This window comes from Halorubrum sp. 48-1-W, assembly GCF_003287355.1.
GTDB lineage: Archaea > Halobacteriota > Halobacteria > Halobacteriales > Haloferacaceae > Halorubrum.
Window position 1 is genome coordinate 24848 of sequence record NZ_QMIM01000001.1, and the last position, 15640, is coordinate 40487.

Annotated in this window: 18 protein-coding genes and 1 tRNA gene; 9 read left to right on the forward strand and 10 right to left on the reverse strand. The window is 69.3% G+C overall.

Annotation, left to right across the window (positions count from 1 at the left end):
* Window positions 1-75: 75 nt before the first annotated feature.
* The 5 genes from DQW50_RS00135 (at window position 76) to DQW50_RS00155 (ending at window position 3087) form a co-directional block, all read left to right on the forward strand.
* Window positions 76-426, forward strand: a complete 351-nt coding sequence (locus tag DQW50_RS00135) for a 4a-hydroxytetrahydrobiopterin dehydratase (RefSeq protein ID WP_112077316.1) — start codon at window positions 76-78, stop codon at window positions 424-426.
* A gap of 81 nt (window positions 427-507) precedes the next feature.
* Entirely contained in the window at window positions 508-996 is a 489-nt protein-coding gene (locus DQW50_RS00140) for a hypothetical protein (RefSeq protein WP_112077317.1), read from the forward strand.
* Between the two features lie 162 nt (window positions 997-1158).
* Window positions 1159-1890 (forward strand): hypothetical protein, encoded by a 732-nt coding sequence (locus tag DQW50_RS00145; protein ID WP_241964282.1) that lies wholly within the window; start codon window positions 1159-1161, stop codon window positions 1888-1890.
* Window positions 1891-2072: 182 nt separating this feature from the next.
* Window positions 2073-2366: a hypothetical protein gene (locus tag DQW50_RS00150; protein WP_112077318.1), complete on the forward strand. Its 294-nt coding sequence runs from the start codon at window positions 2073-2075 to the stop codon at window positions 2364-2366.
* A 1-nt stretch (window position 2367) separates the two neighbouring features.
* Window positions 2368-3087 (forward strand): DUF4382 domain-containing protein, encoded by a 720-nt coding sequence (locus DQW50_RS00155; RefSeq protein WP_112077319.1) that lies wholly within the window; start codon window positions 2368-2370, stop codon window positions 3085-3087.
* Between the two features lie 44 nt (window positions 3088-3131).
* Here the strand turns inward: DQW50_RS00155 and DQW50_RS00160 are convergent, their stop codons facing one another.
* The 3 genes from DQW50_RS00160 to DQW50_RS00170 form a co-directional block, all read right to left on the reverse strand.
* Window positions 3132-4508, reverse strand: coding sequence for an FAD-binding oxidoreductase (locus DQW50_RS00160; RefSeq protein WP_112077320.1), 1377 nt, complete (start codon window positions 4506-4508; stop codon window positions 3132-3134).
* 264 nt (window positions 4509-4772) lie between these two features.
* Complete coding sequence (locus tag DQW50_RS00165) at window positions 4773-5222, reverse strand: SRPBCC family protein (RefSeq protein WP_112077321.1); 450 nt, start codon at window positions 5220-5222, stop codon at window positions 4773-4775.
* Window positions 5223-5461: 239 nt separating this feature from the next.
* Window positions 5462-6631, reverse strand: coding sequence for a pyridoxal phosphate-dependent aminotransferase (locus DQW50_RS00170; RefSeq protein WP_112077322.1), 1170 nt, complete (start codon window positions 6629-6631; stop codon window positions 5462-5464).
* 83 nt (window positions 6632-6714) lie between these two features.
* Here DQW50_RS00170 and DQW50_RS00175 point away from each other — a divergent pair, with 83 nt between their 5' ends.
* Complete coding sequence (locus DQW50_RS00175; protein WP_241964283.1) at window positions 6715-7158, forward strand: ABC transporter permease; 444 nt, start codon at window positions 6715-6717, stop codon at window positions 7156-7158.
* Between the two features lie 91 nt (window positions 7159-7249).
* Complete coding sequence (locus DQW50_RS00180; protein ID WP_112077323.1) at window positions 7250-7453, forward strand: hypothetical protein; 204 nt, start codon at window positions 7250-7252, stop codon at window positions 7451-7453.
* Between the two features lie 91 nt (window positions 7454-7544).
* On the opposite strand, the gene DQW50_RS00185 is transcribed toward DQW50_RS00180, so the two are convergent.
* Window positions 7545-8423, reverse strand: a complete 879-nt coding sequence (locus DQW50_RS00185) for a hypothetical protein (protein ID WP_112077324.1) — start codon at window positions 8421-8423, stop codon at window positions 7545-7547.
* 119 nt (window positions 8424-8542) lie between these two features.
* Window positions 8543-9664 (reverse strand): Xaa-Pro peptidase family protein, encoded by a 1122-nt coding sequence (locus DQW50_RS00190; RefSeq protein ID WP_112077325.1) that lies wholly within the window; start codon window positions 9662-9664, stop codon window positions 8543-8545.
* A 161-nt stretch (window positions 9665-9825) separates the two neighbouring features.
* Here DQW50_RS00190 and DQW50_RS00195 point away from each other — a divergent pair.
* Window positions 9826-9900: transfer RNA gene (locus DQW50_RS00195), tRNA-Val, on the forward strand.
* Window positions 9901-9997: 97 nt separating this feature from the next.
* Here DQW50_RS00195 and DQW50_RS00200 read toward each other — a convergent pair.
* The 4 genes from DQW50_RS00200 to DQW50_RS00215 form a co-directional block, all read right to left on the reverse strand.
* Complete coding sequence (locus DQW50_RS00200; RefSeq protein WP_112077326.1) at window positions 9998-10492, reverse strand: metal-dependent hydrolase; 495 nt, start codon at window positions 10490-10492, stop codon at window positions 9998-10000.
* A 25-nt stretch (window positions 10493-10517) separates the two neighbouring features.
* Window positions 10518-11702, reverse strand: coding sequence for a bifunctional sugar-1-phosphate nucleotidylyltransferase/acetyltransferase (gene glmU, locus DQW50_RS00205; RefSeq protein WP_112077327.1), 1185 nt, complete (start codon window positions 11700-11702; stop codon window positions 10518-10520).
* Window positions 11703-11804: 102 nt separating this feature from the next.
* Window positions 11805-12134, reverse strand: coding sequence for a ferredoxin family protein (locus tag DQW50_RS00210; protein WP_112077328.1), 330 nt, complete (start codon window positions 12132-12134; stop codon window positions 11805-11807).
* A 69-nt stretch (window positions 12135-12203) separates the two neighbouring features.
* Window positions 12204-13976 (reverse strand): glutamate--tRNA ligase, encoded by a 1773-nt coding sequence (locus tag DQW50_RS00215; RefSeq protein ID WP_112077329.1) that lies wholly within the window; start codon window positions 13974-13976, stop codon window positions 12204-12206.
* A 395-nt stretch (window positions 13977-14371) separates the two neighbouring features.
* Between DQW50_RS00215 and DQW50_RS00220 the strand changes: the two genes are divergently transcribed.
* Complete coding sequence (locus DQW50_RS00220) at window positions 14372-14602, forward strand: hypothetical protein (RefSeq protein ID WP_198664557.1); 231 nt, start codon at window positions 14372-14374, stop codon at window positions 14600-14602.
* A gap of 15 nt (window positions 14603-14617) precedes the next feature.
* Here the strand turns inward: DQW50_RS00220 and surE are convergent, their stop codons facing one another.
* Window positions 14618-15511 (reverse strand): 5'/3'-nucleotidase SurE, encoded by an 894-nt coding sequence (surE, locus tag DQW50_RS00225; RefSeq protein WP_112077331.1) that lies wholly within the window; start codon window positions 15509-15511, stop codon window positions 14618-14620.
* Window positions 15512-15640 lie beyond the last annotated feature (129 nt).

A 15640-nucleotide genomic window follows, 5' to 3' on the forward strand; every position in this document is an offset into this window, starting at 1 on the left:
GCTGGCGGCGACTCACGCGATCCGTGGCAGTCTTCGCACGGAAGCTACAAACCCCTCCGAGCCCAACGGTAGCTCATGACATCCTCGCTCGCGGACGAGCCGGTCGAGCCGTCGACGGAGGACGACGAACCGCTGACGCCGGGAGAGTACGCCGACCACCTCGCCGAGCTCGGCGACGCCTGGGAGGTCGTCGAGGAACACCACCTGGAGGCGACGTACTCCTTCGAGGACTTCGCGAGCGCGCTCGCGTTCACGAACGACGTGGGCGAACTCGCGGAGGCCGAGTGGCACCACCCCGACATCCACCTCTCGTGGGGCGAAGTCGGCATCGAGATGTGGAGCCACGACATCGACGGGCTCCACCGGTCCGACTTCGTGATGGCCGCCCGGATGGACCGGATCTACGACGAGTACGACGAGGAGTGAGCGTCGATCGCTGGGATCGACGGAGCGGAGCGCAGGCGGTCAACGAACGCTTTTAAATCCCTCCCGGCGAAACGGAGGGCAATGAGCGACAACGTCTTCCTCGTCCCGGTCGATCCGGAGAACTTCGGTCGAACGGTCCGGTCCACGGTCGACCTCGCCGAGTACGACGACCGGCCGGAGCCGCTCGCGGACCTCGAGGAGGCGCGCCTGTGGGCCGTCGGCGACGACAGCGGGAACGGGTCGACGTTCGACCGCATGGAATCCGGCGACCTCCTCCTGTTCTACCACGACGACGAGTACGTCGCCACCGGCCGGGTGGGCGAGACGTTCACCGACGAGGACCGCTGGGTCAGCGGCACGTTCTGGACCGCGTTCCCGACCATGCGGGTGTACACGGTCGAGTCGTTCACTCCCGTCTCGGTCCCCAAACGCGGCGTCAACCGTATCTTCGACTACTCGGCGTCGTACACGCCGGGACTCATGCGCGTCGCCGACAGCCGCGTCACCCGCGAGTTGTCCACGATCGAGACCGCCCTCGACGTCTACACGGAGCGGAACGCCGAAGCGTAGGTCGACCGCCGACCTGTCGCCAGTCGAGGGCGACCCATCGCCCGCCGCCGCCGAATCGTCGCGAGCCGCCGCCGAATCGTCGCCGGCCGCCGTCGTCCCTCTCGACGGTGACGGCTCGTGTCGTCAGTAGAATTATCCGATCTCGACCGGTGATCGAGACACATGTCGCTCGCGGAAACGCCGGCCGTGTTCGCGTTGCTCTCCGTCAACACCCTCGTCGGGGCCGTATTGGTCACGGCGGCATACGACCTCAAGGACGTGGTCCTGGGTTGGACGGGATGGATCGCCGGCGCGGCCGGCGGCGGCGTGATCGGCTGGGTCGTCGTCCCGCGGGTCGCCTCGGGGACGGTCTCGACCGGCGGCCGGATCGGGTTCGCCGCGACGCTCGTGCTGATCGGCGCGTTCCTCGGTCGAGGGCTCCTCCCGCTCGTCGCCCGGTTCACCGTGGCGATATCGGCGTTCCTCTTCTCGACGCTCGCGACCCTCGTGTCGACGGTCGGCGAGTCGGTGCTCGAGGAGGTGTACGACCCGGAGAGCGCCGGGGCGCCGGTCGTCGAGGCGGTCGATCCCGCGGCGCTCTCCGGGTCCGGCCTGTTCGCGCGCCCGGAGTTCCAGCGGTTCCTCGTCGCCTCGCTCGTCGTCGGCGTCGTCGCCGGGGTCCTGGCCATGCGGTACTACGACCCGATCATCTCGCTGGCGCTGACCGGGCTCGGCGCTGGCATCCTCGCGACGACGTACCCGGTGTGGCGGGCCGTCCTCGCCGGCGAGGCGCTCGCGATCACCCAGCAGGCCGCCCCATCGAGCCCGGCGTTCCTCGCGTTCCTCCTCGCCGGGACCGCGATCCAGTACCTCCGTCACGGCGACGACGATCCCGTGTTCGGCGCCGCAGGGTGAGCCCTCTGCCGCGTGCGAGCGCGAAACTCCAACTCGGCCGGTCGTCGATCCCCTCCCACGGCGGTTCGGTCCGGATCCGACGTCCGGACGCGCACGAGTCGCGTTGATCCGGGTTAATTCGGCCCAAACCGGACGGAGCGATTGGCCCATTGAAGTCGGTCGACGTCCGAGGAGCAGTCGCAATGAACGCCATTCGAACCGCGCTCCTCGGAGCGCTCGCCGCGGTCGTACTGATCGGAACCGGCGTCGCTGTCGGCGGGGTCACAGCCGTCGGACCGAACGCACCCGCCGACGCCGGCCCGAACGCGGCCGCCGGCGACGCCGGCCCGCCGAGCGACCTTCCGGGGGCCGTCCCCGAGTTCGTGGGCGAGATCCTGTCCACCGTCGACGGCTTCCTCTCGGGCGAGATCGGGGACCTCGGCGACGCGGTGAGCGACCTCGCGGGTACCGTCACCGGCAACGCCGGGGGTGTCTGATATGGGCGACCGGCTCGATGGCCTCGGGACGATGGGTCGCCGTGACTACCTCCGTGCCACCGGCGTCGTTGCGCTCGGGACCGCCGGGATCGCCGGTTGCGTCGGTCGTGCGACCGGCACGCTCGCGACGTCGGTCACCGACCAGCCGGCCGACATCGGCGACTTCGAGTCGCTCCTCGTCACGATAGACGGCGTCTGGATAGGTCCGGAGGGCGGCGACGGAGACGACGAGGGCGGCGACGGAGACGACGAGGGCGGCGACGGAGACGTCGAAGACGGCGACGCGGAAAACGGCACCGAGATCGATGACGGCGGAAGCGACGCGGAAAACGGCACCGAAACCGACGAGGAAGGGGACGGCGAGGACGAGGAGGACGGGCGCGAGTACCACGAGTTCGACGAGCCGCAGGAGGCCGACCTCGTCCAGCTACAGGGCGACGAGACGCAACTGATCGACGAACGCGAGCTGGAGACCGGGACCTACCCGTACCTCCAGCTCGACGTCTCCGGGACCGACGCGACCCTCGCTGACGGCGGCGAAGCCACCGTCGAGCTACCCGGGAACGCACCGCTGACCTTCAACCAGGAGTTCGAGATCAGGGAGGACTCGGTCACGAGCTTCACCGCCGACTTCGCGCCGGTGAAACGCGGCGACGGGACGTACCTCCTCCGGCCGGTTCCGCGCGGCATCGAGGTCAGCTACGACGAGGAGAGCGAGTAGCGCGAACCGACGCGGACCCGAGCGGTCTCGGCTCGCTCGGTGTCTCACTCCGGAAAGACCTTCCCCGGATTGAGCGTCCCGTGGGGGTCGAGCGCGTCCTTGATCGCGCGCATCGCATCGACGCCGGTCTCGCCGTGTTCCACCGGGAGGAACTCGCGTTTCCCCTGACCGATCCCGTGTTCGCCGGTGGCGGTCCCGCCGAGATCGATCGCCTCCGTGACGATCGACTCGTAGATCTCGTGGGCCTCGGCGACCGCGCCCTCCACCTCGGGGTCGACGATCACGTCGAAGTGGACGTTGCCGTCGCCGGCGTGGCCGAACGTCGGGATCGGCACGTCGTGGTCGTCGGCCACCTCGTGGACGTACGCGACGATGCTGGAGAAGGAGCCGATCGGCACCGCGATGTCGCCGGCGTGAAACGACTCGCGTTCGGGGTAGTACGCCCGGACCGCGTCCGCCAGCTCGTGTCGCGGCTTCCAGACCGCCTCGGGGTCCGTTTCGCCGTCGAGGAGGACCTCGACCGGGTCGTGGGCAGCGAGTATCGTCCGGCAGAACTCGACTTCCTCCTCCAGGCCGTGGTCGGCCTGGAACTCCAAGAAGAGCGTCGGCCCCTCGGGGAGCTCCGAGCCCATGTAGTCGTTGACCATCCGGGCGCTCAGCCCGTCGACGAGTTCGGCGGCGCTGACGTCGACGCCGGAGCCGACGAGGTCCGCCACGGCGGCGGTCGCGTCGTCGAGCGTCCCGAACGTCGCCCGCCCGACCCGCGTCCGCTCGGGTCGCCCGGCGAGCGAGAGCGTCGCTCGCGTCACTACGCCGAGGGTGCCCTCGCTACCGACGATCAGGTCCCGGATGTCGTACCCCGAGGAGGTCTTCTCGGCGCGCGTTCCTGCCGTGAACACGGAGCCGTCGGCGAGGACGACCTCGATCTCGCGCACCCAGTCGCCCACCTTCCCGTACTTCACGGTCCGTTTCCCGCTGGCGTTCGTCGCGATCATCCCGCCGATCGTCGCCATGTCGCCGGAGGTCGGCAGCGGCGGGAAGAAGAGGCCGTGACCGGCCACCGCCTCGTCGACGTCGGCACCGATGACGCCGGGCTCGACGTCGACCTGTCGGTCGTCGGGCCGAACGTCCAGGACCGCGTCCATCCGGGTCAGATCGAGGCTGATCCCGCCGTGGGCGGGGACCGCGTTGCCCTCGATCCCCGTCCCGGCCGCGAAGGGCGTGACCGGGATCCCCCGCTCGGTCGCGGCCGCGAGGACCGCCGACACCTCCGCGGTCGACTCGGGCCAGACGACGACGTCCGGTGGGGAGGCTCTCTCGAGCGAGGTGCCCCAGTCCGTACCGTGGTGGTCGCGGTCGGCATCCGTCGTCGACACCTGATCCGGCGAGAGGATCGACCCGAGAAACGCCGTGTCGGTCATGCGAGAGCCTGGCGGGTGACGGGCAAAAAGGTAGCGACGGCTCGGGCGTAGTCGGACCACGTACGGCCACCGATAGAGACACCCGGGCGACGGTCGAGCCTCGCTGGAAACGCCGATAAATTCCTCCTACCGTTGGTCTCGGTAGGTCACAGCGTCGGTCGCGGTGGGTCACAGCGTCGGTCGCGGTGGGTCACAGCGTCGGTTGCGGTGGGTCACAGCGTCGGTTGCGGTGGGTCACGCCGTGAGCCACACCGTCGGCCTCGGTTACCCTTCGCTCCCGCTTTCGAGCTCTACCCGCTGTTTCAGGTTCTCCAGGGCGGTGCGGAGCTCCCGTTGATTGTACTTGACGGCGAACGGTTCGACGACCCTGCCGATAACGCGGCCGGGGATCTCGTACTCGGCGGCGTACGTCACCTCGGTGCCGCCGTTCGCTTCGGTAAACCGGAGCTCCAGTTCACCGTCGATACCGCTACGCATATCGAAGACCATCCGCCGGTTCGGTTCGTGGACCGTCTGTTCGAGTTCCGTCTCGAGACCCACCCCCGCCATCGTGTAGGTACAGTCCAACCGCTTGCCACCGTTATCGAGCCGGTCGACGTTCCGGACGTTCGTCACGCTGGGCGTCACCTCGGCGTGGTTGTACGGATCGTCGAGGTACTCGAAGACCGTCTCGACCGGAGAATCGATCACGATCGATTCACTGACGTAGACCATCACCGAAACCACGCGGTCAGGCCACGTCAATCTCACTATGCTCCATCCGACGTTCCGTTCGTCGCCGGACACGTACTCTGGCGGGCAGCCGAGAGCGGTTGCGTTCCGAGCGTCTCCGGCGGCGCGTGAACGGTGATACCCGTCGTCGTCGAACGTGTTCTAGGGCGCGCCGCGGAAACGGAGGTTCCGTCCTCACGGAACGAACGGCTCAGCCGTGAACGGCTAGGATGGCGAGCGAGTTACTCCTCCCAGAACCGGTTCCGATCGAGGCGGTCGATGGCGCGGTCGATCGTCTCCTCGTTCCGCGAGAAGGTGAACCGGACCCACTCCTCGCCGCCGTCCGTGTAGAAGCTGCTCCCGGGGACCGCGGCGACGCCCGCCTCGCGGATGAGCCGGAAACAGAACTCGGTGTCGTCCTCGTCGGTCGGGTACCGCGTCAGCATGTAGTAGGCCCCGTCCGGTTTCACGGGGTCGAGCCCGACCGACCGGAGGCCGTCGTACAGCTGTTCGCGGCGACGCTCGTAGGAATCGGACAGCTCGTCGTAGTAGCCCTCGGGTAGCGAGAGCGCCTCGACGCCGGCGTGCTGGAACGGGGTCGGCGCGCAGATGCTCGTGTAGTCGTGGAACTTTCGTAGCTCCGCCGAGAGCGGCTCCGGTGCGAGCACGAACCCGACGCGCCAGCCCGTGACCGAGTACGTCTTCGACATCCCCGTACAGACGACGGTTCGCTCGGCGAGGCCGTCGACCGTCACCGGGCTCCGGTAGTGGTCCGCGTAGACGATGTGCTCGTAGATCTCGTCCGTGATCACGATCAGGTCCTCCGCGACGGCGACCTCGGCGATCAACTCGAGTTCCTCGGGGGTGAACACCTTCCCGGTGGGGTTGTGCGGATGGTTCAAGATCAGGATCGACGCGTCCGCGGCGGCCTCCCGGAGCGCGTCCGCCTCGACGGCCAGCCCGTCGGTGATGTCGATCGGGATCGGCGTCCCCTCGGCGAACTGGACGCCGGGGATGTAGCTCTCGTAGGTCGGCTCGAAGTAGACGACGCCGTCCCCGGGGTCACACAGCGCCAGAAGCGAGGACATGATCCCCTCGCTTGTGCCGCTCGTGATCGTGACCTCCGTCTCGGGGTCGTACTCGATCCCCTTCCAGTCGGCGTAACGTTCCGAGACCGCCTCCCTGAGCGCCGGCAACCCCCACGTGATCGTGTACTGGCTGTCCGTGTCGACCGCCGCCTTGGCAGTGCGTTTGACCGACGGCGGCGTCTCGTCCTCGTCCGGGATCCCCTGTGAGAGGTTGATCGCCTCGTGGCGGTGGGCCTCCCGTGTCATCTCCCTGATGACCGACTCGTTCATCCCGCCGACGCGGCGGCTCCCTACGGACCGATCGAACGCGTTCTCGAAGGTCATACCACCGGTACCCGAGCGACCGGCAAAACGGGACCGGTTTCGACGCGGATCCCCGTGATCGATGATGCGGATCGTCGGACCTCGTGGCCGCCGGTCGCCCGTTCGGGCTCCTCGGGCTCCCCGACTACGTCGCAGTGGTGATCGCCCACGTGATCCGGACTATCCCGTTCGCGACGCTCGTGATCCTCCCGACGTTCCTGTCGTTCGATAGGGGACTCGAAGAGGCCTCGAAGGACCTCGGTGCCGACGAGTTCGAGACGTTCAGACAGGTCACGCTACCGAACGTCTTCCCGGGCGTCGTGGCGGGTGGTCTGCTCGCGTTCACCCTCTCGTTCAACGAGTTCGTCTACACCTACTTCGTGAAGGGTTCGGGCGATCCGACCCTTCCGGTGTTCATCTGGAACCAGATCCGGTACAACGTGACGCCGGAGGTGAACGTCATCAGCGTGGTCTTCCTCGCGGTGGCGGTGTCGACGGTGCTCGCGGCGGTGTCGGTCACGCGAGTCGAGCTGATCGCACAGCGCTGACGGGCGCTCACACGACGGTGACGCCGGCACGGACGCGAGCGCCGCGGGTTGGCGACGGGACGTTTTTGCTCCTCGCCGCCACAGGACCGGTATGGACCCTCAGGACGCGGCGCTTTTCGGCGTCTCCGCGGTCGTGGCGGCGACCGTGGTCGCGGCGGTAGTGGTCGCCGGCCTGCTCTTCGGATTCGACGAGTCCGTTCTCCGTCCGTTCGCGTTGCTCGCAGCGGAGCCGTTCGCCTGGATCGTCGTCGCCGCGCTGGCCGTCGCCGTCGTCGGGCACGCGTACATCGGTTGACCGGTCGAGAAACGATCCGAACGGGAGTGGACTCGAACCGGAGAGAACTCGAACGAGCGATCGGACCCGGATGGAACCGAACCGAGTCAGCCTATCGCCCGCCGTCGGTCAGCGCGACGTGGTCGTCGCCACCGTGGTCGGCGACCCCCTCCGCCCCGCTCACGGCGGTGTCCGGCTCGGTCGCCCGCCGATCGACGGACGCCTCCTCGGTCGCGAAGTGGTTCCAGACGGTGACACCCGCGACCGCGTAGGCGACGAGGTCGTAGTGGACCGCGCCGTCGAAGCCGGTGAACGCGGCGAGTGTGCTGTAGCCGAAGACGGCACAAACGGTGGCGACAAACCCGACCTCCCGAGTGATCCGTCCCTCGATCGCCGCGTCGACCGCCCGGCGGATCGTCGGTCCGCAGGCGACGAGGAACGCGACGCCCGACAGGGTTGCGAGGTTGACGAAGAAGTGCGTCGCCACCCGTGAATCGAGGATCGACCGGAGGTACTCGACGGTGACCGGGTCGTAAAAGAGCCACTCGAGACGGGTGGGGTACAACACCGCGACGTACGGCGTCGCGACCATGAGCCCGAACAGCACCGCGACGGCGACGCGGGCGGACGCGAACTGCGACGCCCGGCGACTCGCGAACGCCTCGTCGCCCGGTGCGACCGCGAGGTCGTACGACTCCAGTGCCTCCCTGATGTCCGCCCGCGAGAGGGACGGATCGTGGTGGACACCGACCGTCCCGTTCCGCTGGGTCGCCGAGGCGGCGCTGACCCCGTCCCGGTCCGCGAGGACCGCCTGTACCAGCGACTCCTCGCGTTTCGTCTCGAGCCCGCCCACCTCGAAGGTGTCGTGGACGTGCGACTCCGGGACTCGCGCGATCCGCGGCCCCGTGTCCGGGTTCGGCTCGTCGATACCCCGCCTTTCGGCCGCAGCCTCGAGTGCCGACCGAGGACCGCGATACGGGTCGTCCGACATGAGAGACGCGTCGGGTTCCACCGGCATGAAACTTCCCCTCGGGCGGATCGGACGAACCGCTCGCGGACGGGGACGTCGGGAAGGCGACGACGGCTGGACCGACCGTCGATCCCGGGATCTCACCGAACCGTCGGGGCGTTCAGCTCGAACGTCTCCGTCGGGACGCCGTCGACGGCGACGGATTCGACCTCGTGTGTGGGCCACTGGCCGGTCTTCGTGAGCAGTTCGAGTCGGTCGCCGTCGACGAGGTACGTGTCCTCGCTCTTCGCGCCCGACACCGTCGGGTTCCAGGCGTACCCCATCGGCTCGATCACGGGGTCGTCACCGTCGGGTCTCGCGATCCACTCCCGGCCCGCGTAGCCCGCGGCTCCGCCCTGGTGGTGGTGTTTCCACTCGTCGGCGAACCCCACCGCGTCGTACGCCTCGCGGATCGCATCGAAGACGTCGCCCGCGGTCCCTGGACCCTCGCCCGTGCCGAGGTCGCCGGCGGCGGCCGCCCGGGTGGCGGCGAGCGCCGTGGCCTCGACGCGCCCAGCCGCACGATGGTGTCGCTCCAGCCAGTCCGGCGCGTCGAACGCGACCGTCCGCGTGAGCGAGGCGTACAGCCCGCCGCGCTCCGCCGTGATCGAGACGAGCGCGTAGTCTCCCAGGGTCGCGTCGGTGGGGACGAAGTGGCGGTACGACCGTGCGCGTTCCGCACTGCCGACGAGGACCACCGGCGTGTTCACGTCCCGTGACGAGAGCGAGATGTCGATCCCGGCGGCCACCTCGTACTCGGGGTCCGTCGGCTTGAGGTTTCGACAGACCGTCTCGAGGGCGGCCGCCGCTTCGCGCCCCAGTTCGCGGTAGCGCGCGACGTCGTCGGCAGTGAGCGGCTGGCGGAGGCGAGCAGTATCGACGGATTCGAAGCCGGAGACGGCGAAGTCGGCGGCTGCGGGCAACGGCGACCGGTCCGCGACAGCCTCCGCGAGCGAGCCGGCATACCAGGGGAACGACTCGACCGCGAAGGCGTCCGGCAGTTGCTCGTCGGCGAGCCGACGGGCCTCGATGTCGTCGGTGACCACGCGGAACTCGCCGTCGTAGCCGGCGGCGGCGACCCCGATCGGCGCGTCCGCGTCGACGACGTTGTCGCCGCCGGTGAGCCACGCGAACCCGTTGGGCTCGGCGAACCACACGGCCTCGAGTCCGCGGGCGTCGAGGTACTCGTCCAGTCGGTCCGCACGAGCGGAGAGGTCGACCATACTGGACGGCTCGCGCCGAGACAGTAAAACCGGTCGAAAACCGTCGACGGCACGCCGACACGGCGTCGTCGATCCACGTCCGTGATCGCCCCGCGTCCCCCCGAAACGAAAGGTTCAATTACGTCCCCCGGGAACCACGAGATGCGTCAGTAAGCCCCGGCGGGTTGGTAGTCTAGCCCGGTTATGACACCTCCTTGACATGGAGGAGGCCGGCGGTTCAAATCCGCCCCAACCCATTCACTTACGTCGATTTCTGTCGGTAGCGACAACTCTCGTGGGCGTCTTTTAGTAACGCGGTGAGTGAGGGGAGCGGTGTCGGGACGAACAGTCACGTTATCCGCCAACGACCGCCCCGGCGAGTACCGCGATCCCGGCAACCGCCACCCCGAGCGCGAGCAGGACGTAGTTCGCGATCGGGTTCGCCGCTCGCACGACGTCGAGGGTGTAGTGGTCGTTCCTGACGGGTGCGTACGGCCGGATCCCCATCGGCGTGATGACGTCGGCGAGGAGGTGTGAGACGACGGTTCCCGCGCCGAGGACGAACCCGAGCACGGCGAACGTGACCGTCGTGACGGGGCCGCCTTCGGTTCCGACCGCGCCGCCGACGAGGCCGAAGAGGAGCCCGACGGCGACCGCGAACCAGACGGTGTGGGTGATCCCGCGGTGTTCCACGAACGGGACGCGGGCGTCGACGTCGGGGACCATCGCCGTCGAGGCGACGACGACAGCGCCGGCCGCAGCGGGTTCGAGCCCGGAGAGGACAGCGAGCGTGAACCCGACCGGCGAGTACACGGCGAGTGCGACCCCGACGTGACCGTTTCGGTACATGACGGCGCGACCCTCCCCCGTCCGTTCACCGGTCCCGCAGGACCGTCTCGCCCGGCGCGACCGTCGCGCCCGAAGAGAGGACGATCCCGACGTTGATCGTACAGTTGATTCCGGTGCGGACGCCGTCGCCACAGACGATCCCGAACTTCCGACGACCCGTGCTCACGCGGTCGCCCTTCACCGTGAGGTCGACCGGCTCCCCGTCGTGTCTGAGGTTGGCGACGGTCGTGCCCGCGCCGAGGTTGACGTCCTCGCCGAGCACGCTGTCGCCGAGGTACGTGAGGTGCGGCACCGCCGAGTCGGCCATCACGACGCTGTTTTTTACCTCGACGCCGTGGCCGACCCGCACTTCCGGACCCAGATACGTCGCGCCGCGGACGTACGCGTTCGGACCGACGTGGGAGTCCGCGGAGACGTACGCCGGGCCCTCGATCACGACGCCGGGCTCGACGGTCGCGCCCTCCTCGACGACGACCGCACCCCGGAGTTCCGCGTCGTCGCTGACGTCGCCCACGAGCTCGCGATCGAGCTCGGCGAGCTTCCACTCGTTCGCCGCGAGGAGTTCCCACGGCCGGCCGACGTCGAGCCACCGGTCGAAGGAAATCGATCGCACGTCGGCCGTCTCACAGGCCCGCTGGAGCACGTCGGTGAGCTCCAGCTCGCCGCGCTCGCTCTCGTCGACGTCGAGCCACGCGAGCGCCTCGGCCGGGAAGACGTACGCGCCCGTGTTCACCAGGTTCGAGGGAGGGTCCGCGGGCTTCTCGACCACGCCCGCGACCCGCCCGTCCGCGACGCGCAACACGCCGTACGACGAGGGATTCTCCACCCTGTAGGAGCCGACGGCGGCGTCCGCGTCGTACAGCGTCGTCAGCGACCCACGGTCGTAGAGCGCGTCCCCGTTCAACACGACGAACGGCCCCTCGTCGAGTTCGCTTCGGGCGGCCCGGACGGCGTCCGCGGTCCCACGCTGCTCGACCTGTTCGACGGTTTCGACGGGTACCGGCCAGTCGTGCTCGTCGAGGGCAGTCCGGACCACGTCCGCCTCGTAGCCCACGACGACGACGACGCGGCTCGCGCCCGCGGCGATCGCGTCCTCGAGACACCGGACGACGAGCGGCTTCCCCGCGACCGGTAGCATCGGTTTCGGGGTGTTCGCCGTCAGCGGGCGCATCCGCGTTCCCTCGCCGGCCGCGAGTACGACGGTCTGCATGTGTCCTACGTCGCCCGACTCCGGGAAAGGTATTGCGCCGTCGCCCGGTCCCGCGAAACGCACCGTGGGGTCGGTCGAAGGGACGTGTCCGAAACGCCGGCGTCAGATCCGGTTCTCGCGGCCGGGATCCACGTCGATAGCGTCGACCGGACAGACGTCGACACACAGCATACAGTCGATACACTGGTCCTCGTCGGTCGGGTTCGCCTTCCGGTCGGATTCCGGGTGGCCGGGGGTGTCGACCCAGTCGAAGACGTCGACGGGGCAGTCCTCCAGACACGCCCCGTCGGCCAGACAGATGTCGAAGTCGACGGCGACGTGGGTGCCGCGGATCCCGAGCTTCTCGGGCTGTTCGACCGGCCCCCACACGTCCACGTCGTGCTCCTCGCCGGTCCGCTCCAGGTTCCGTTCGAAGTTCGGGTCGATGCCCATCTCGTAGGAACTTTCGCCCGTCGGTAGTTAAACTCCGCGACGACGTCCGGGCGACGAGTCGCCGGCCGTTCAGGGGTGCGCGTAGTACGCGACCAGGTCCTCCTCGCCGGTCGGCCCGTCGGGGTCGTCGGTTCCCTCTGGGTCGAAGGCGTCCAGCCGAGCGAAGCCGACCCGCTCGAACTGGACGACCGTGTCGGTCCCGGCGTCGGCGATCGACGGTTCGGCGTACCCGCGCACGTCTCCCTCGACCGTTCGTAAGAGCGTCTCGAGCGACTCGACCGCGGGGACCCAGTGGACCACGTCGACGTCGCCGTCCCGGACCACCTCGATGTCGGCGTCGACGTAGACGAGCGCGTCGTCCGCGTGGCGCACGCACCCGTACCCCTTCAGCCAGACGCGCTCCCCGGCGGGCGGGAGGTCCGACGACTCGAGGCGGACCCGTCCAGCGGGGATCGTCCGGTCGCCGCGGTCGGGGTGGTCGGGGTGTCGTGCGGGGCGACCGACTGCCGGGGCGGGCGCGTCGCCGTCGACGACCGGGAGTTCGACCGCGGGGTCGTCCTCGCGGTCGCGCACGAGGAAGAACCGGTCGGCCCCGTCGTCGACGAGGTCGCGGTTGTTCGCGTACACCGACGACATCGCGAGGTCCACGTCGGAGGTCGACATCCCGAGGTCGGTCATCGACTCGACGAGCGCTTCGCCCCGGATGCCGCGTCTGCGGACCGACCGGATCGTCGGCGCGCGCGGGTCGTCCCACCCCGTCAGCTCGCCCGTCTCGATCAGCTCCTTGATCGTCGACGTCGAGAGGCTCACGTCGTACTCGTCGACCTGGACGTGGCCCCAGTGGAGCACCTCGGGGTACTCCCAGCCGAAGTAGTCGTAGACGAACCGCTGGCGCTTCGCGGAGTCCTGGAGGTCGATGCCGCGGATGATGTGGGTGACCCCCGTGAGGTGGTCGTCGACGCCCGACTGGAAGTCGAGCATGGGCCAACAGCGGTAGTCGGCGGCCGTCTCGCGGGGGTGCGGCGTGTCGATCAGGCGGAAGGCGACCCAGTCGCGCAGCGCCGGGTTCTTGTGGCCGATGTCGGTCCGCACCCGGAGGACCATCTCGCCGGCGTCGTACTCGCCGTCGACCATCGCCTCGAACTCCTCGCGGACGGTTTCCTCGTCCTTCTCGCGGTGCGGACACGGCTCGCCGTCGTTCTTCAGCTCCGAGAACGCCTCACCCGAACACGAGCAGGTGTACGCGCCGCCGCGACCGATCAGCTCGCGGGCGTGCTCGTAGTAGGTCTCGAGCCGGTCCGAGGCCCGCAGGACGCGGTCGGCCTCGAAACCGAGGTACTCGATGTCGGAGAGGATGGCATCGTACGCCTCGAGGTCGGGGCGTTTCGTCTCGGGGTCGGTGTCGTCGAACCGGCAGATGAACTCGCCGTCGTAGCGCTCCTTGTACGTCCCGATCACCGCGGGCATGCGAGCGTGGCCGATGTGCCAGGGGCCGTTGGGGTTCGGCGCGGCGCGCATCACGACCGCGCCCGTCTCCGCGTTCGGGAGGTCCGGGAGGACGTGCTCGTCCCCCTCGTCGTCCGCGTCCAGCTCCGCGAGCCGTTCCGGCGCGAGCTCCTCGAGACGGTCGCGTCGCTCGGTCTCGTCCATCCGGCCGACCTCGGCCACGATCGGGGCGAGCACGCCGGGGATCTCGTCGCCGTGCGGACGGAAATCGGGGTTCTCGCCCATCAGCGGACCCATGATAGCGCCCACATCGGGGTCGCTGTCGTGTTTGAGCGCGTTGAAGAGCGCGGCCGTCTCGCCGGCCGCCTCGACCCGCTCGCGGAGTTCGTCGTCCATACCGCCGGGTTGTCGGGGTCGATTCAAAAACACCGCGGAACCGCGGCGTCACGGCGGGAGACACGGGTCGCGGTGATGGGGCGTCGACGCGACGTCGAGCCCCGTCGGCAACCCTCCGCTCCCGTCCCGCCGTCGGGGTCGCGGGTAGGGGCACCCGACCATCGGGGACACGCGGCCATAAACCGTCGAGACCGTTCACGCCGGTAACGACGGCATACCGCGTGAACGGTCGCGAGGTTTATACCGGGACGGCGTCCTACGGCGTGGATGAGGCCGCGCTCGACACGAGCCGATCGGCGGGACTCGGTCCATTGGGTTGATAGCCGCCCGGGCCGTGGACCGGACATGGAGACGCGACCGTCCGGATCGGGGTCCCCGCGACCCGGAGGTGCGGGATGGTAGAGCCGATGACGCGAGAGGAGCGCGACGCAGGCAACCGGAAGGTGAAAATCGGGTTCGTGCTTCTCGTCACCGTCTCCCCGCCACTCATCACCCTCCTCGGCGACCCGACGCCCGTCCAGTTGGCCATCGCGACCGCCGGCGGGTTCTTCCTCGGACTGCTCCTCGTCTGGTACCTGGGCAGGCTCGCCTCGGAGTTCACTGCCGGCTCCCGTCGGCTCCGGTAGACGGGACTCGGAGGACTACTCGCCGACGGGGTCGAACGTCTCGCTGGAGAGGTCCAACGTCCTGCCGGCGACGTCGAACGTCTCGCCGAGCCGGTCGCCGGCGACCGACCGCGACGAGGACAACGGCGAGACGCTCACCTCGCCCTCGACCGTCGCGCGTCGGTCCGATCCCGGGTCGTCGGCGACGTCACCCCGGAGGAACTCCCGCCAGAAGCGGTCGCGGAGCTCCATCCCCATCTCGCCGCGACGCGCTCCGAGCCCCGAGGCGTCGTCGCCGTCCTCGCCTGCTGTGTCGGTCCCGGGGTGGAACTCGATCACGTCGAAGCCGCGGGCGGGTTCCGTCACCCGGTACGTCGGGTCGACAGCGGCCTCGTCGTCGGTTGCGGGGACGTTGACGTTGAGCACGTCCGCGCCGAAGGGGAGTCGCCCCTCCGCGTCGACGCGATCGACGAGGTCGGCCGCCACTCGCCCCGCGAGCGCGAAGTCGTCGTGACTCACCGTCGGCGGGAGCGGGAGGTTCCCGCGGTCGTACAGCGACACCGCGATCGCGGGCGTGCCGAGGAACGCCGCTTCCATCGCCGCGCCGACGGTCCCCGACTGGCCGAGGACGTGCGCGCCGATGTTCGGCCCGTGGTTACAGCCGGAGACGACGACGTCGGGGTCCAACCCGAGCGCGACCGTCGCGACGGCGACGCAGTCCGCGGGGGTCCCCTCGACCGCGTAGCCGAGGTCGCGCTCGGTGTACTCGACGGTGGTCTCCCACCACGACCGGTTGCCGCCCACGCCCGACTGGTCCGTCGCCGGCGCGACGACGGTCACGTCGTACTCGGCGGAGAGCGCCCCCGAGAGCGCTCGGAGCCCGGCCGCGTCGATCCCGTCGTCGTTGGTGAGGAGGACCTCCCGTGTCATGGGGAACCCTCGGAACGCACGGACCAAAACGTCGCCGGAAGCGGCCGGCGAGGAACGGGACGGGACCCTACGGTAGTGGAGTGTCGGTGGAGGATCGGTACTCCGGACGGTCAGTCGGGAGCGGGAACG

What these genes read in the sequence shown, in the direction of transcription:
- surE (WP_112077331.1), bottom strand. Translation starts at nt 15,511, where the DNA reads ATGACACGGGAGGTCCTCCTCACCAACGACGACGGGATCGACGCGGCC.
- DQW50_RS00165 (WP_112077321.1), bottom strand. Translation starts at nt 5,222, where the DNA reads ATGGTCTACGTCAGTGAATCGATCGTGATCGATTCTCCGGTCGAGACG.
- DQW50_RS00140 (WP_112077317.1), top strand. Translation starts at nt 508, where the DNA reads ATGAGCGACAACGTCTTCCTCGTCCCGGTCGATCCGGAGAACTTCGGT.
- DQW50_RS00155 (WP_112077319.1), top strand. Translation starts at nt 2,368, where the DNA reads ATGGGCGACCGGCTCGATGGCCTCGGGACGATGGGTCGCCGTGACTAC.
- DQW50_RS00145 (WP_241964282.1), top strand. Translation starts at nt 1,159, where the DNA reads ATGTCGCTCGCGGAAACGCCGGCCGTGTTCGCGTTGCTCTCCGTCAAC.
- DQW50_RS00135 (WP_112077316.1), top strand. Translation starts at nt 76, where the DNA reads ATGACATCCTCGCTCGCGGACGAGCCGGTCGAGCCGTCGACGGAGGAC.
- glmU (WP_112077327.1), bottom strand. Translation starts at nt 11,702, where the DNA reads ATGCAGACCGTCGTACTCGCGGCCGGCGAGGGAACGCGGATGCGCCCG.
- DQW50_RS00215 (WP_112077329.1), bottom strand. Translation starts at nt 13,976, where the DNA reads ATGGACGACGAACTCCGCGAGCGGGTCGAGGCGGCCGGCGAGACGGCC.
- DQW50_RS00200 (WP_112077326.1), bottom strand. Translation starts at nt 10,492, where the DNA reads ATGTACCGAAACGGTCACGTCGGGGTCGCACTCGCCGTGTACTCGCCG.
- DQW50_RS00160 (WP_112077320.1), bottom strand. Translation starts at nt 4,508, where the DNA reads ATGACCGACACGGCGTTTCTCGGGTCGATCCTCTCGCCGGATCAGGTG.
- DQW50_RS00150 (WP_112077318.1), top strand. Translation starts at nt 2,073, where the DNA reads ATGAACGCCATTCGAACCGCGCTCCTCGGAGCGCTCGCCGCGGTCGTA.
- DQW50_RS00180 (WP_112077323.1), top strand. Translation starts at nt 7,250, where the DNA reads ATGGACCCTCAGGACGCGGCGCTTTTCGGCGTCTCCGCGGTCGTGGCG.
- DQW50_RS00220 (WP_198664557.1), top strand. Translation starts at nt 14,372, where the DNA reads ATGGTAGAGCCGATGACGCGAGAGGAGCGCGACGCAGGCAACCGGAAG.
- DQW50_RS00190 (WP_112077325.1), bottom strand. Translation starts at nt 9,664, where the DNA reads ATGGTCGACCTCTCCGCTCGTGCGGACCGACTGGACGAGTACCTCGAC.
- DQW50_RS00170 (WP_112077322.1), bottom strand. Translation starts at nt 6,631, where the DNA reads ATGACCTTCGAGAACGCGTTCGATCGGTCCGTAGGGAGCCGCCGCGTC.
- DQW50_RS00185 (WP_112077324.1), bottom strand. Translation starts at nt 8,423, where the DNA reads ATGTCGGACGACCCGTATCGCGGTCCTCGGTCGGCACTCGAGGCTGCG.
- DQW50_RS00210 (WP_112077328.1), bottom strand. Translation starts at nt 12,134, where the DNA reads ATGGGCATCGACCCGAACTTCGAACGGAACCTGGAGCGGACCGGCGAG.